Below are 14,179 nucleotides of genomic sequence, written 5' to 3'. Positions count from 1 at the left end.
TCAGCGTTCTTGAGAATTGCGCATGAACCAACTCCCGATCATCGACATCGCCCCGCTCTACAGCGATGACCAAGCCGCCTGGCAGTCCGTCGCTGCAGAGATCGACCACGCCTGCCGCGAATGGGGTTTCTTCTACATCAAGGGCCACCCTATTTCCGCGCAACGCATCGCCGCCGTACTCGTTCACGCCCAACGCTTCTTCGCCCAACCCACCGCCGAAAAGCTCAAGATCGACATCACCCAAACCCGCCACCACCGCGGCTACGGTGCCATCGCCACCGAACAACTCGACCCGAGCAAGCCCAGCGATCTCAAGGAAACCTTCGACATGGGCCTGCACCTGCCGGCAGATCACCCCGAAGTCCTCGCAGAAAAACCGTTGCGCGGCCCAAACCGCCATCCCTCGCTGCCCGGCTGGGAAGCGCTGATGGAGCAACACTACGTCGACATGCAGACCCTCGCCCAAACCCTGTTGCGTGCGATGACGTTGGCCCTGGGCATCGAGCGGGATTTTTTCGACAGCCGTTTCAACGAACCGGTCAGCGTACTGCGCATGATTCACTACCCGCCGCGCCACACCGCCAGCTCCGCCGAACAACAAGGCGCCGGCGCTCACACCGATTACGGTTGCATCACCCTGCTGTATCAGGACGCCGCCGGTGGCTTGCAAGTGCGCAATGTGAAAGGCGAATGGATCGACGCGCCACCGATTGAGGGCACGTTCGTGGTCAACCTCGGCGACATGATGGCGCGCTGGAGCAACGATCGTTACCTGTCGACGCCGCATCGGGTGATCAGCCCGTTGGGGGTGGACCGTTATTCGATGCCGTTCTTTGCCGAGCCGCACCCCGACACCCGCATCGAATGCCTGCCCGGTTGTCAGGATGACCTGCACCCGGCGAAATACCCGGCCACCACTTGCGCCGAATTCCTGCTCTCGCGCTTCGCCGATACCTACGCCTATCGACGGGAACCGGAGGCGGTGTAATCAACCGGCTGGTCAGGTTTTGCTAAATGTTTCTCCGAGCATCTGTAGAATGCTCGCCATCTGCACCTGATGAGAAAAGACCATGTACGACTGGCTGAACGCCCTGCCCAAGGCAGAACTGCATTTGCACCTCGAAGGCTCGCTGGAGCCTGAGCTGCTGTTCGCCCTGGCCGAACGCAACAAGATCGCCCTGCCGTGGAGCGACGTCGACACCCTGCGCAAAGCGTACGCCTTCAACAACCTGCAAGAATTCCTCGACCTGTATTACCAGGGCGCCGACGTGTTGCGCACCTCGCAGGATTTCTACGACCTGACCTGGGCGTACCTGTTGCGTTGCAAGGCGCAGAACGTGATTCACACCGAACCGTTCTTCGACCCGCAAACCCATACCGACCGTGGCGTACCGTTCGAAGTGGTGCTCAACGGCATCGCCGCGGCCCTCAAGGATGGCGAGCAGCAACTGGGCATCACCAGCGGTTTGATCCTCAGCTTCCTGCGCCATTTGAGCGAAGACGAAGCGCAGAAAACCCTCGATCAGGCGCTGCCGTTCCGCGACGCATTTGTCGCCGTGGGCCTGGACAGTTCCGAGATGGGCCACCCGCCGAGCAAGTTCCAGCGTGTGTTTGACCGTGCCCGTCACGAAGGCTTCCTGACCGTGGCCCACGCTGGTGAAGAAGGCCCGCCCGAGTACATCTGGGAAGCCCTCGACCTGCTGAAAATCCAGCGCATCGACCATGGCGTGCGCGCCATCGAAGACGAGCGTTTGATGCAGCGGATCATCGACGAGCAGATCCCGCTGACCGTGTGCCCGTTGTCAAACACCAAGCTCTGCGTGTTCGATCACATGTCCCAGCACAACATCCTCGACATGCTTGAGCGTGGCGTGAAAGTCACCGTGAACTCGGATGACCCGGCGTACTTCGGCGGCTACGTGACCGAGAACTTCCATGCGCTGTACACCGATCTGGGCATGACCCAGGATCAGGCCAAGCGCCTGGCGCAGAACAGCCTGGATGCCAGACTGGTCAAACCGTAAGCCACACCGCATAACCCCTTGTAGGAGTGAGCCTGCTCGCGATAGCGGTGTGTCAGACACTTAAATGTCGACTGACACACCGCTATCGCGAGCAGGCTCACTCCTACAAGGATTGTGATCAGTTGACGATCACTGCCTCAGTCAACTCCTCCAGCGTCTTCCCTCGCGTCTCCATCCCGAACACCCACACCACCCCCGCCGCAATCGCAAAACACATCGCCCCCAACGCGAAGACCCCGCCCTGCCCGGTCACCGGAAACACCAGCCCCGTCACCAATGGACCCAGCAACGACCCTACCCGGCCAATCGCCGAGGCAAAGCCCGAGCCCGTGGCGCGTGCCGACGTGGGGTACAACTCCGGCGTGTAGGTGTAGAGCACCGCCCACATGCCGAACAGGAAGAACTGCATCAACAGCCCCGAGGCAATCAACAGGCTGACATTGCCGCCAAACACCGCGCTTTGCCCATAAAGAAACGCCATCACCCCGCCGCCGAGCAAGGTCACGACGCACACCGGCTTACGCCCCCAACGCTCCACCAGCCAGGCCGCCATGAGGAAACCGGGAATCCCGCCGAGGGAAATCAGCACCGTGTAATACACCGACTGAGTCACGGCAAAACCCGACTGCTGCAGCAAGGCGCTGAGCCAGGATGTAAGGCCGTAAAAACCCAGCAAGGCAAAGAACCAGACGCTCCAGATCATCATCGTGCGCTGGCGATACTGCGGCGACCAGATCTGCCGCAACGCCGAAAAGAAGTTACCTGGCGTCGTCGCCACGTGCGGCAGGCGAATCGGCTCAGGCAAGTCCGCACGCCCCAGCGACACACGCACACGCTGTTCGATCCGTCGCAGCACCGTGTCGGCCGCCGCATGATGCCCGGCCTGTTCCAGCCAGCGTGGTGACTCGGGAATGAAAAAACGGATCGCCAGCACAAACACCGCCGGCACCGCCAGAACGAGGAAGATGTCCCGCCAGCCGATCACCGGCAACAGAAAATAGGACAGCACCCCGGCCGCGACAAAACCCAGCGGCCAGAAACCGTCCATCAATGCGATGTAGCGTCCACGCCCCTTGGCCGGGATCAGCTCGGACAGCATCGACTGGGCAATCGGAAACTCCATGCCCATGCCGATGCCCAGGAGGATTCGGAACAAAGTCAGCGACTCAACGCTCTGCGCCGTGGAACACAGGTAACTGGCGATGCCCCACAGCACGATGCTCCACTGGAACACCGGCTTGCGACCAAAGCGATCGGCCAGCATGCCCGACAGTGATGCGCCCAGCACCATGCCGAAGAAGCTCGAACTGGCCAGCAACCCGGCCTGCGCCGAACTCAGGCCAAACTCGGTTTTGATCGAGCCGAGCAGGAAGGTCATCATCGCCAGGTCCATGGAGTCGAAGAAAAACGCCAGGGCAATGATGATGAAAATGATCCGGTGATAACCGCTGATGGGCAGACGTTCCAATCGTTCTGCCGCGCTGAAGCCTCGTGTTTCCATGCCACATCCCCCCATCCGAAAGTCCCTGGATCGAGTGTGCGCGATAGCGTCTGGCGGATTTTGCTGGATACGACCTGTCCACAGCTCTGAACGACGCCTGAACCCGCTGGCGGCAGACGTCGGCAGCAGGACCCTCTAAAGCGCCATTTCCAGCTCGGTTTCCTTGGCGAAACGATGGATTTCACGCTGCCCTGTGGCGGTGACCTGCAAGGCGCGGGATTCGTTGGGCAGGCTCAACCAGCCCGATTGCATGAACAGCTGCAACAGCGCCGCCCCCAGTGAACCGCCCATGTGCGGGCGTCTTTCGCTCCAGTCCGGGCAGGCGCAGGCCACTCGACTGTTGCGATGGGCCAGCGCCTGGATGAACACGCCGCGTGTCGCCAGTTGCGTGGAGCCTTTGTGGGTAATCAGGACCCGCTGATCGACCTGTTCGATCCAGCCCGCATCCAGCAATCGCTGGTAAAGGTCGGCGGCCAGGGTGCCGCCCAAATGGTCGTCGCACAGTCGCGCCCGCAGCAGCGATGAAGGCGCCGTCTGAGGTTTGGCGATGGGATTGGGGCGTTTGAACACTTCAGGGACTTCCCGCGGCGTACTGGCCAGCGTTGCGCTGGCCAGTGCTTCGATGGCCGCGCCGACTTCGGGGGCGGCCAGGCGGAAAAACCGCTTTCGCCCGCGAACGTCAACTTTCAACAGACCGCCTGCGGACAATCGCCCCAGGTGCGCGCTGGCCGAAGAGGGTGACAGGCCGGCCAACAACGCCAGCTCTTCGGTATGCCGCGCCGCGCCGTCCATCAAGGCCCACATCATTGCGCTGCGCTTTGGGTCAGCCAGTAACGTGGCGATCTGGCTGATGCAAGGTGCATGTTCCATGTATTCACTCCCTGTTGAATCGTTTCGTCTGCTGCTCAGAGACATCTTGACCAGTAATGTGTCGTCGGCCAAGACGCGGAAACCGCCATTAGCCGGGCAAAGTCCCCCGCTCACCCAAGCCATTGCTCCGCAGCCAGGGCGAAGGTCGGGAACTTGAACGGAGTGCCAGCCGACTGTAACGCGGACTCGCCATCGCGAGATCGACGGTGCGTACATGAGGCGGGCGCTAGTATAAGCGGGTTGACCGCCGGTTCCTGCCCTTGGGAAACCGTGGGTGCTGATAGTTGCTGACAGAAATTTCGCTATTTGCCTGCGACTAATGATCATTGCCCGATATCGTCGGGAATTGCCGGCCCAAATCAGCGCATCGACTGGCAAGCATTTCCCGTAGCAGGTTCACAGGCTTACTCAATTGTGCGCGATGGGCGCACAGCAAATTCAGCGGTGCGCGCTCACAGAGCAGTTCCGGCATCAACACTTTCAACCGTCCGGCGAGCACATCGGCGGCGACATCGAGCCAGGACTTGTAAGCGATCCCGGCGCCGGCCACCGCCCACAGGCGCACCACATCAGCATCGTCACTGAAACGATCACCGCTGACCGTCAGGCCGACTTCGCGCTTGCCGTCATGAAAGCTCCAGTGATCGTGGACCCGACTGCCGAGCATGAACAACAAACAATTGTGCTGAGCCAATTGCTCCAGTTGCCGGGGCTCGCCATGTCTGGCCAGGTAACCCGGCGCGGCGCACAGGACGCGGCGGTTCTGTGGGGCGATGGGCAGCGCCACCAGGCTTGAGTCTTCCGGCTCGCCATAACGCAGGGCGATGTCGACCGGTTGGCGGAACAAATCGGCGATGCGATCACCCAGCAGCAACCGCACCGTCAGTTTCGGATGCTCGCGCTGAAACTCGTCCAGCCACGGCAACAGCAGGTTGCGGCCAAAGTCCGACGGAGCGGACAGCTGCAGAATCCCGCTGACCTGGTCCTGACCGCTGGCCAGCAAGCGGCGCCCTTCATCCAGATTGCTCAGGGCCGCCCGGGCATACTCCAGAAAGCCCTCGCCTTCGGCGGTCAGGCGCAGGCTGCGGGTGGACCGCGCGAGCAAACGTGCGCCGAGTTGTTGCTCGATGCGCTTCAACGCCGCGCTGGCCACCGCAGCCGACATGTCCATCACTCGCGCCGCCGCCGACAGGCTCCCCAGGTCGGCAGCGCGGACGAACAGCTGCAAGTCATCGAAACGCAGCATTTTCAGCCTCGATTATCAAAAAAATATTGAAAGAGACTGCTCTTTTAGCGGATTTTATCTTGCGGCGAAATAGCCAATCATCTGTGCCATCGAATTCATCACGCTCCCGGAGTCGTCCATGTCCCAGCCATTTACCGCCATCGCCACCCTCATCGCCAAAGCCGGCCAGCAAGACGCCCTCGAACAACACCTGCGCGCGCTGCTTGAACCGACCCGCGCCGAGGCCGGTTGCGGCCAATACGATCTGCACCAGGACCTCGCCAATCCCCTGGCCTTTTACATGATCGAACAGTGGAGCAGCGACGAAGCCCTGCAAGCGCATGACGCCAGCGCCCACATCCAGAATTTCCGCGCCAAGGCCGGTGACTTCCTCGAACACTTCGACCTCAAGCGCCTGCGAACCGTGGCCTGATCCCTTTCTTTATTACCTTTTGGGAATTCTTTAAATGAAAGCCATTGCCTACTACACCTCGCTGCCAATCAGTGACGAACAATCCCTGCAAGACATCGAGCTGCCAGAACCGGTTGCCGGCCCGCGCGACCTGCTTGTGGAAGTCAAAGCCATCTCGGTCAACCCGGTGGACACCAAGGTCCGCCAGAACGTCCAGCCCGAAGAAGGCGCGGCCAAGGTACTGGGTTGGGACGTGGCCGGCGTGGTCACGTCCGTCGGCAGCGACGTGACCTTGTTCAAGGTCGGCGACAAGGTTTTTTACGCGGGCTCCATCGCCCGTGCCGGTGGCAACAGCGAACGCCATGTGGTGGATGAGCGGATCGTCGGCCACATGCCGAAAAGCCTCGGTTTCGCCGAAGCCGCCGCACTGCCGCTGACCGCCATCACCGCTTGGGAATTGCTCTTTGAGCGTCTGCAAGTGCGCGAAGGCAACACCGATGAAGGCCAGAGTCTGCTGATCGTCGGTGCGGCCGGTGGCGTGGGTTCGATCCTCACGCAACTGGCCAGCCAGCTCACCGGGCTCAAAGTCATCGGCACTGCCTCCCGCCCGCACACCCAGGACTGGGTACGTGAACTGGGCGCAGACCTGGTGATTGATCACAGTCAACCGCTGAGCGAAGAGCTCAAGCGTGCCGGCGTGGACGCCGTGACCCATGTCGCCAGCCTGACCCAGACTGATCAGCATCTGGACCAATTGGTCGAGGCGCTGGCGCCGCAAGGCAAACTGGCGCTGATCGATGATCCCAAGTCGCTGGACGTGACCAAGCTCAAACGCAAGAGCCTGTCGCTGCACTGGGAGTTCATGTACACCCGCTCGCTGTTCGAAACCGCGGACATGATCGAGCAGCACAAACTGCTGAACCGCGTTGCCGGGCTGATCGACGCCGGCACACTGAAAACCACGGTCGGCGAGCACTTCGGCACCATCAATGCGGCCAACCTGCGCCGTGCACACGCGCTGCTGGAGAGCGGCAAAGCCAAGGGCAAGATTGTGCTGGAAGGCTTCTGAAATATGATGAAACAGTGTCGCCCGGCAATGGGCGACACCGTCAGTCCGAAGGTTGACGTCTGTCACAATAGCGATCGTATTCGGGTCTACAATCGAAACCTCTGCGGCACAATCTTTAAGTAGCAACTTTTACGAGAGGAGAGATCAGCAATGAAGATCCTGATAAAAGAAGTGGCTAAATCTCAGTGGCAAGTCCGTCTGGACCAGCATGCCGTGACCTTTCGCAGTGAAGCCGAAGCACTGGCCTTTACCCGAACCCTCGAAGCCCGCCTGTACGCTCCCCACCAGATTCCCGGTCGCCAACAGCAGCGAGCTGCTGGCTGAACCCGTCCTCAAACCTGGGCTTGCGCCAACGCCCGGGCATTTTGCAAATGACGGGTGAGCATCGCCATGCTCACCACCAACACTCCGCACAGGCTGATGACCATCGCCATCGGCACGGCGCTGCCATCGTGTAAAACACCGACCAGCGCAGCCGCACCGGCCGCGACGGTGAACTGCAGGCACCCGAGCAATGCCGACGCACTGCCAGCGCGGGCGCCCTGCCCGTTCATGGCACACGCCGACGCATTGGGCAGGATGCAACCGAGGCTGGAGATGCAAATAAACAGCGGGATCAGCAACGGCCACAAATGTTCGGGGTGGAGCGCACTGACGGCGAGCAGCGCCAGGCCGGCGGTCAGGTAAACCCACACGGCACGCACCAGCAAGAATGCCGGACCGCGCTTGGCCAGCAATCGCGCGTTGACTTGCGCCACCAGAATGAACCCCGCCGCGTTGGTGCCGAACAGCCAGCCGAAATGCTCGGCCGGTACGCCATAGAGTTTGATGAACACGAATGGAGATCCGGCGATGTAGGAAAACATCCCGGCGATGGCGATACCACCCGTCAGGGCGTGACCGAGATAGACCCGATCCGACAACAGGCGGCCGTACTGCCGCAAAGCCCCCGCCAACGGCTGGCGCGGCATATGCGCGGGCAGACTTTCCGGCAACCCGAGTGCCACAGCCAAGGCGGCCAGGGCACTGAAACCGGACAACACGAGGAAGATCGACTGCCAACCCGTGGTGTTGACCAGCAAGCCACCGAGCATCGGCGCAAGAATCGGCGCCAGGCCCATGACCAGCATCAGTTGCGAATAAACTTTCGCCGAGCCCACGGCGTCGCATTTATCGCTGACCACCGCGCGGGAAATCACCATCCCCGCACAACCGCCCAACGCCTGGACAAAACGCGCGCCGATCAGCCATTCGAGGTTTGGCGCATAGGCGCAGGCCAGCGAAGCGAGGGTGAACAGACCGACCCCGGTCAGCAACGGGATACGCCGCCCAAAACGATCCGCCACCGGGCCGTAGGCCAATTGACCAATCGACAGACCGAGGAAGTACGCCGCCAGGGTCAGTTGAACGTGTTTTTCATCGGTGCCAAAGGCCAGCGCCATCGCCGGGAAGGCAGGCAGATAGAAGTCGATCGCCAGCGGACCGAAAGCGGTCAGGGCGCCAAGAATCAAAATGGTACGGAAATTCATCAGGCATCCAGTTGAGCATGCGTCGGCAGGCCCCACAGTCTAGCCGCGCATGAACGCCTTGAACATTCCGATAGCTCGCTAACTATTAAAAACCCACTGAATATTGCAGATCCTGTGTGGTAGACCTATGTGGGAGCGAGCCTGCTCGCGATAGCGGTGTGTCATTCAGCATTGTTGTCGACTGACACACCGCCATCGCGAGCAGGCTCACTCCTACAGGGGATTGCATTGGGTCAGGCGACTTTGGCGTCGTAGCCTTCTTCAGTGATCGCGGCGATCACTTGCTCAGTAGTCAGCGCGCTCTCAACCCCGACTTCCTTGGCCGCCAGGTCAACCCGTACGCTGGCCGCCGGATCCTTGGCCTGCAGGGCCTGGGTGATGGCTTTGACACAGTGACCGCAAGACATGCCTTGAACGTTGAACACTTGCATGGTGTGGCTCCTTGATTGAGGTTGCGAGCAGTCTCGAGCTTGCCACCATGGCAAGGTCAAGTTCTTCGACAATCTGCCGGGCTGGCATTCGGCGGCGTGCTCGGCCAAGCTGCGTGCATCAATGACTCGATTTCAGGAGATTCAGCCATGCGCTGGTCAGCTATCAGCCTGTTTGGCTTCCTCAGCCTCTTTGCCGCGACTCCTTCGGTTCAAGCTTCCGGGGAGGACTATGGCGTACTGATCATTTCCCGCGAGCGCCTGGAAGTCGCGACCTCCTGCGAAATCGGTGTGTACATCCAGGATCAACTGTCCGCGCGGCTGTTCCAGGAGCAAAGCACCTCGTTCAACCTGCCACCAGGCCCTGTCTCCCTGCGTCTCAAACTGCTGCCGGGCCAGGCGCCGGGCTGCAACCCGGGCATGCTCGCGCCGGGTTCGCAGATCATCTCGCTCAAGGCCGGTGATGTGCTGAAGTTCCGGATTGCGATGACGCAGGAAAGGATGTACCTCAAGCCTGCCGCTCTCGAATACTGACATTCACCTTTGATGTTGGATGACAGGGCCCCTTCGCGAGCAAGCCGAATCGTCGCACCGCCGCTCCCACATTTGACCGAGTTTTTTCAGACAGGACTCGATCGAATGTGGGAGCGGCGGTGCGACGATTCGACTTGCTCGCGAAGGGGGCAACCCGGTCTTCTTGCTCACCTCATATCCGGCCTCCCAGTAACTTTTAGATTGGTGCTTGACCTTGCCCACATGGCAAGGTTGATCCTGTAGGCATCTACTACAGGGAGCGCGACCGATGTCCGAATCCACCACGTTCGATCTGCCGATTGCCGGCATGACCTGCGCCAGTTGCGCCGGGCGTGTCGAGCGAGCCTTGAGCAAAGTCATCGGCGCCACCGCCGTCAGCGTCAACCTCGCCACCGAACAGGCCCGCGTCCAGGCGCCCAGCGACAGCCTGCCGGCGTTGATGGACGCTGTTGAACAGGCCGGTTATAGCGTGCCCCGCCACAGTCTGGAACTGAGCATCGACGGTATGACCTGCGCCTCGTGCATCGGCCGGGTCGAACGTGCGCTGACCAAGGTGCCGGGGGTCCAGAGCGTCAGCGTCAACCTGGCCAACGAACGCGCCCACCTCGAATTGCTCGGCCAGATCGATCCGCAGACCTTGATCGCTGCAGTGACCAAAGCCGGTTACTCGGCCAGTGTCTGGGAAATCGAACATCCGCCCACCGACACTCAACAACAGCGCCTGCACCGTGAGCGTTGGGCATTGATCATGGCCCTCCTCCTCGCCTTGCCGCTGGTGCTGCCCATGCTGCTGCAACCGTTCGGCGTGCACTGGATGCTTCCCGCCTGGGCGCAATTCGCCCTGGCAACACCGGTGCAATTGATCTTCGGTGCACGTTTTTATGTGGCAGCCTGGAAAGCCGTGCGCGCCGGGGCCGGGAATATGGATTTGCTGGTCGCCCTCGGCACCAGCGCCGGTTACGGCCTGAGTCTTTACGAATGGGCCACCGCCGCTGGGCGCATGCCGCACCTGTATTTCGAAGCCTCGGCCGTGGTGATTGCCCTGGTCCTGCTCGGTAAATACCTGGAAAGCCGCGCCAAACGTCAGACCGCCAGCGCCATTCGCGCCCTCGAAGCCTTGCGCCCGGAGCGGGCGATTCAAGTGATCGAGGGTCGCGAACAAGACGTCGCCATCAGTGCCCTGCGTCTCAATGACCTGGTCATGGTCAAACCCGGTGAACGCTTCCCGGTGGATGGCGAAGTGGTCGAAGGCCAGAGCCACGCCGACGAAGCGCTGATCAGCGGCGAAAGCCTGCCGGTGCCCAAGCAACCCGGCGACAAGGTCACCGGCGGCGCGATAAACGGTGAAGGGCGATTATTGGTGCGCACCCAGGCCTTGGGCGCGGAAACCGTGTTGGCGCGGATCATTCGTCTGGTCGAAGACGCCCAGGCCGCCAAGGCACCGATCCAGAAACTGGTGGATAAAGTCAGCCAGGTGTTCGTGCCCACCGTCCTATTGATCGCGCTGGCGACCTTCATCGGCTGGTGGCTGTACGGCGCGCCGATCGAAACCGCGCTGATCAATGCCGTCGCGGTGCTAGTGATTGCCTGTCCGTGTGCCTTGGGACTGGCCACGCCAACAGCCATCATGGCCGGGACCGGCGTGGCCGCACGTCACGGGATTCTGATCAAAGACGCCGAAGCGCTGGAACGCGCGCATGAAGTCAGTGCGGTGGTGTTCGACAAGACCGGCACGCTGACCTCCGGCGCACCGCGCATTGCGCATTTGACGGCCATCGACGGTGACGAAGCCGCCCTGCTGAAAATGGCCGGCGCGCTGCAACGGGGCAGCGAACACCCGCTGGCCAAGGCCGTGCTGGACGCCTGCGCTGAACGCGGCTTGACCGTGGAGGATGTCAGCGACAGTCAATCGCTGACGGGGCGAGGCATCGCCGGCACGCTTGAGGGGCGTCGACTGGCCTTGGGCAATCGTCGTCTATTGGAAGAAAGTGCTTTAAACGCGGGTTCGTTGGAGGACTCGGCAACCGCCTGGGAAACCGAAGGCCGAACCCTGTCCTGGCTGATCGAACAAAGTCCCGAACCGAAAGTGCTCGGCCTCTTCGCCTTTGGTGACACCCTCAAACCCGGCGCCCTGCAAGCCGTGCAACAGCTCAACGCGCGGCACATCAGCAGCCACCTGCTGACCGGTGACAACCGTGGCAGCGCCAAAGTCGTCGCCGAGGCGCTGGGCATCACCGATGTCCACGCCGAAGTGCTGCCCGCCGACAAAGCCGCCACCGTCGCCACACTAAAAAAAACCGGCGTGGTGGCGATGGTCGGCGATGGCATCAACGACGCCCCTGCGCTGGCTGCGGCGGACATCGGCATCGCCATGGGTGGCGGCACCGACGTGGCGATGCACGCGGCCGGGATCACGCTGATGCGTGGCGATCCACGGCTGGTGCCGGCGGCGCTGGAGATCAGCCGCAAGACCTACGCGAAGATCCGCCAGAACCTGTTCTGGGCGTTCGTCTATAACCTGATCGGTATTCCGCTGGCGGCGTTCGGCTTCCTCAACCCGGTGCTGGCCGGTGCGGCCATGGCGTTGTCGAGCGTCAGCGTAGTGAGCAATGCGTTACTGTTGAAAACCTGGAAGCCCAAGGACCTGGAGGACAATTGATGAACATCGGTCAAGCAGCCCGTCAAAGCGGCCTGAGCGCGAAGATGATCCGTTACTACGAGTCCATCGGCCTGCTCAAGGCGGCCCATCGTACTGACAGCGGCTACCGGGTTTACGGCGACGATGACCTGCACACGCTGGCGTTCATCAAGCGCTCCCGGGACCTGGGGTTTTCACTGGAAGAGGTCGGCAAGCTGCTGACCCTCTGGCAGGACCGCCAACGCGCCAGCGCCGACGTGAAGGCCCTGGCCCGTCAGCACATCGACGAGCTGAACCAGAAGATCCGCGAACTCGGCCAGTTGCGCGACACCCTGCAAGACCTGGTCGAGCATTGCCAGGGCGACCATCGACCCGACTGCCCGATCCTCAAGAACCTGGCGTCGGGCTGCTGCGCCGAACCTGTGCGCCCCTGATCGCCAGGCCCTTCACTACCAGCAAGGTGGTGAGGGGAATGCCGTGGAACAGCAACACCACCGCACCCGGTGTCCACCACGAATAAAACGGCGCGGCGATCAACATGCCGACGCCGAACCCGGTCATTTGCAGCAGGGTCAGGAGGCTGAAAATCGGCAGACGCAGGTTGTCCGGCTCACGTTGCAGACGTGACATCAGGCCGACTTCCGAGAAGCCGTCGCCCAATCCTGCTGGCAACGAAAACAACAGCAAACCGTAAAGGGTCTGCTGCTGAAACATCAGGATGAAGCCGCAGGACATCAGCAACACCCCGAAGAAAAATCGCCGCTCCAGATTGATGTTGTCCGAGCCTTTCAGGCGACTGGCGATTCGCGCACCGATCAGTTTGCCGCACGCCCAGACTGCCAGCGCCAGGCCCAACGTGGTGCTGGCTGATTCGGGGGTCAGTAGTTTGGAAACGATGGGCAACCCTACGTTGTGCGCGGCACTGCCGAGGGTGTCGGCCATGGTGACCGCGAGCATCGCCGCCACTACCGGTGCGCTGCGCAACCCTTGGCGCAGGGCCGACCATTCGCCTCCCTTGTGGGCCGATTCATCACTGGCCACCGGGACGGAAAAGCGCAGCGGCAGGATGAACAACGCGGCCAACAGGTACGTCACCACGTTCAGCGCAAACACCGTTTCAAACCCAAACGCCGCCACCAACAGCCCCGCCACCAGACTGCCGCCGACCATCGCGGCCGAGGAGGCGGAGGTGATCCAGGCGTTGGTCTTGAGCAGGTGATCGCCATCGATCAAGTGCGGCAGCTGACTGTTCAGGCCGATGGCAAACATCGAGTTGCCCAAGCCCAGGCCGAACGCGATGACGGGAAGCAGCAGCGCCTGTTGATCAACCGGCAGCACCAGTAACAAGCCGAGCAATCCTGCACGCAACAGGTCGAAGGCAATCAACGGCATGCGCCCGCCCAAGCGGCGGTAGAACGTGGTGCCGATCAGACTGGCGAAAATCCCGCCACCCACACGGCTGGCGAGGAAGATGCCGACACTCATGGCGCTGTTGCTGAGCAGGTAAACGTAAGTGGCCAGGGCGACCATGTTGAGGAAAGCGCCAAAGTCCGAAACCAGACGGGCGGCGATGATCAGTCGGGCGTTGCGGGTGGAGGTGTTCACATTCAATCCTTGAGTGTGGGAAGTCCGGGAAACTCAAAACTCAGCTACACCGGAAATCCAGTGTAGGAGTGAGCCTGCTCGCGACGAGGCCATCACATTCAGCATCATCGTCGCCTGACAGTCCGCTATCGCGAGCAGGCTCACTCCTACAGTCGTTTTGCGGCGAACACACATCTGCGTATGGCACCGATTTAGTGTGGGAGCGGGCTTGCTCGCGAAAGCGGTGGATCAGTCGACATCACCTTTGAATGACACACCGCATTCGCGAGCAAGCCCGCTCCCACATTAATCTTCAGTGTTTGGGAAATTGGGGGCACTACAAAAAACCCGGCCGAAGCCGGGTT

The 14,179-nt window shown here is 61.4% G+C and carries 14 protein-coding genes; 8 read left to right on the top strand and 6 right to left on the bottom strand.

Annotated elements, in window-relative coordinates:
* The first annotated feature begins 22 nt into the window (after positions 1-22).
* Both BK660_RS27695 and BK660_RS27690 read left to right on the top strand, forming a co-directional pair.
* On the top strand, positions 23-988 hold the full coding sequence (locus BK660_RS27695) for an isopenicillin N synthase family dioxygenase (RefSeq protein ID WP_123436015.1): 966 nt from the start codon (positions 23-25) through the stop codon (positions 986-988).
* A gap of 82 nt (positions 989-1,070) precedes the next feature.
* Positions 1,071-2,024, top strand: a complete 954-nt coding sequence (locus tag BK660_RS27690; RefSeq protein ID WP_123436014.1) for an adenosine deaminase — start codon at positions 1,071-1,073, stop codon at positions 2,022-2,024.
* Positions 2,025-2,142: 118 nt separating this feature from the next.
* Here BK660_RS27690 and BK660_RS27680 read toward each other — a convergent pair whose 3' ends face one another.
* From BK660_RS27680 to BK660_RS27670, 3 genes are all read right to left on the bottom strand, one after another.
* Positions 2,143-3,525 carry an MFS transporter gene (locus tag BK660_RS27680; protein ID WP_123436013.1) on the bottom strand — a complete coding sequence of 461 codons (1,383 nt, stop codon included), beginning with the start codon at positions 3,523-3,525 and terminating at the stop codon, positions 2,143-2,145.
* A gap of 135 nt (positions 3,526-3,660) precedes the next feature.
* On the bottom strand, positions 3,661-4,395 hold the full coding sequence (locus tag BK660_RS27675; RefSeq protein WP_123436012.1) for an ArsR/SmtB family transcription factor: 735 nt from the start codon (positions 4,393-4,395) through the stop codon (positions 3,661-3,663).
* 316 nt (positions 4,396-4,711) lie between these two features.
* Complete coding sequence (locus BK660_RS27670; RefSeq protein ID WP_123436011.1) at positions 4,712-5,641, bottom strand: LysR family transcriptional regulator; 930 nt, start codon at positions 5,639-5,641, stop codon at positions 4,712-4,714.
* A 118-nt stretch (positions 5,642-5,759) separates the two neighbouring features.
* Between BK660_RS27670 and BK660_RS27665 the strand changes: the two genes are divergently transcribed.
* The 3 genes from BK660_RS27665 to BK660_RS32695 all read left to right on the top strand — a co-directional run bounded on the left by BK660_RS27665 (position 5,760) and on the right by BK660_RS32695 (position 7,425).
* Positions 5,760-6,053 (top strand): putative quinol monooxygenase, encoded by a 294-nt coding sequence (locus BK660_RS27665; protein ID WP_027921853.1) that lies wholly within the window; start codon positions 5,760-5,762, stop codon positions 6,051-6,053.
* A 34-nt stretch (positions 6,054-6,087) separates the two neighbouring features.
* Entirely contained in the window at positions 6,088-7,101 is a 1,014-nt protein-coding gene (locus BK660_RS27660) for a zinc-binding alcohol dehydrogenase family protein (protein WP_123436010.1), read from the top strand.
* A 150-nt stretch (positions 7,102-7,251) separates the two neighbouring features.
* Positions 7,252-7,425, top strand: coding sequence for a hypothetical protein (locus tag BK660_RS32695; RefSeq protein ID WP_172825920.1), 174 nt, complete (start codon positions 7,252-7,254; stop codon positions 7,423-7,425).
* An 8-nt stretch (positions 7,426-7,433) separates the two neighbouring features.
* Here the strand turns inward: BK660_RS32695 and BK660_RS27655 are convergent, their stop codons facing one another.
* Positions 7,434-8,630 (bottom strand): multidrug effflux MFS transporter, encoded by a 1,197-nt coding sequence (locus BK660_RS27655; protein WP_123436009.1) that lies wholly within the window; start codon positions 8,628-8,630, stop codon positions 7,434-7,436.
* A gap of 233 nt (positions 8,631-8,863) precedes the next feature.
* Positions 8,864-9,061, bottom strand: coding sequence for a cation transporter (locus tag BK660_RS27650; protein ID WP_054043979.1), 198 nt, complete (start codon positions 9,059-9,061; stop codon positions 8,864-8,866).
* 147 nt (positions 9,062-9,208) lie between these two features.
* Between BK660_RS27650 and BK660_RS27645 the strand changes: the two genes are divergently transcribed.
* The 3 genes from BK660_RS27645 to cueR all read left to right on the top strand — a co-directional run bounded on the left by BK660_RS27645 (position 9,209) and on the right by cueR (position 12,664).
* Complete coding sequence (locus BK660_RS27645) at positions 9,209-9,592, top strand: hypothetical protein (protein WP_123436008.1); 384 nt, start codon at positions 9,209-9,211, stop codon at positions 9,590-9,592.
* Positions 9,593-9,860: 268 nt separating this feature from the next.
* On the top strand, positions 9,861-12,251 hold the full coding sequence (locus BK660_RS27640) for a heavy metal translocating P-type ATPase (protein ID WP_123436007.1): 2,391 nt from the start codon (positions 9,861-9,863) through the stop codon (positions 12,249-12,251).
* Positions 12,251-12,664 (top strand): Cu(I)-responsive transcriptional regulator, encoded by a 414-nt coding sequence (gene cueR, locus BK660_RS27635; RefSeq protein ID WP_027921859.1) that lies wholly within the window; start codon positions 12,251-12,253, stop codon positions 12,662-12,664. Before BK660_RS27640 ends, cueR begins: the two co-directional genes overlap by 1 nt.
* On the opposite strand, the gene BK660_RS27630 is transcribed toward cueR, so the two are convergent.
* Positions 12,618-13,835 carry an MFS transporter gene (locus BK660_RS27630; protein ID WP_123436006.1) on the bottom strand — a complete coding sequence of 406 codons (1,218 nt, stop codon included), beginning with the start codon at positions 13,833-13,835 and terminating at the stop codon, positions 12,618-12,620. The genes cueR and BK660_RS27630 overlap by 47 nt on opposite strands.
* Between the last annotated feature and the right edge of the window lie 344 nt (positions 13,836-14,179).

The sequence above is a fragment of the Pseudomonas brassicacearum genome (assembly GCF_003732265.1).
GTDB lineage: Bacteria > Pseudomonadota > Gammaproteobacteria > Pseudomonadales > Pseudomonadaceae > Aquipseudomonas > Aquipseudomonas brassicacearum_D.
This window is presented reverse-complemented; position numbering and strand designations above follow the sequence as displayed.

Coding starts and splice junctions, on each gene's coding strand:
- BK660_RS27645 (WP_123436008.1), top strand. CDS start 9,209: ATGCGCTGGTCAGCTATCAGCCTGTTTGGCTTCCTCAGCCTCTTTGCC.
- BK660_RS27675 (WP_123436012.1), bottom strand. CDS start 4,395: ATGGAACATGCACCTTGCATCAGCCAGATCGCCACGTTACTGGCTGAC.
- cueR (WP_027921859.1), top strand. CDS start 12,251: ATGAACATCGGTCAAGCAGCCCGTCAAAGCGGCCTGAGCGCGAAGATG.
- BK660_RS27650 (WP_054043979.1), bottom strand. CDS start 9,061: ATGCAAGTGTTCAACGTTCAAGGCATGTCTTGCGGTCACTGTGTCAAA.
- BK660_RS27680 (WP_123436013.1), bottom strand. CDS start 3,525: ATGGAAACACGAGGCTTCAGCGCGGCAGAACGATTGGAACGTCTGCCC.
- BK660_RS27695 (WP_123436015.1), top strand. CDS start 23: ATGAACCAACTCCCGATCATCGACATCGCCCCGCTCTACAGCGATGAC.
- BK660_RS27660 (WP_123436010.1), top strand. CDS start 6,088: ATGAAAGCCATTGCCTACTACACCTCGCTGCCAATCAGTGACGAACAA.
- BK660_RS32695 (WP_172825920.1), top strand. CDS start 7,252: ATGAAGATCCTGATAAAAGAAGTGGCTAAATCTCAGTGGCAAGTCCGT.
- BK660_RS27640 (WP_123436007.1), top strand. CDS start 9,861: ATGTCCGAATCCACCACGTTCGATCTGCCGATTGCCGGCATGACCTGC.
- BK660_RS27690 (WP_123436014.1), top strand. CDS start 1,071: ATGTACGACTGGCTGAACGCCCTGCCCAAGGCAGAACTGCATTTGCAC.
- BK660_RS27665 (WP_027921853.1), top strand. CDS start 5,760: ATGTCCCAGCCATTTACCGCCATCGCCACCCTCATCGCCAAAGCCGGC.
- BK660_RS27655 (WP_123436009.1), bottom strand. CDS start 8,630: ATGAATTTCCGTACCATTTTGATTCTTGGCGCCCTGACCGCTTTCGGT.
- BK660_RS27670 (WP_123436011.1), bottom strand. CDS start 5,641: ATGCTGCGTTTCGATGACTTGCAGCTGTTCGTCCGCGCTGCCGACCTG.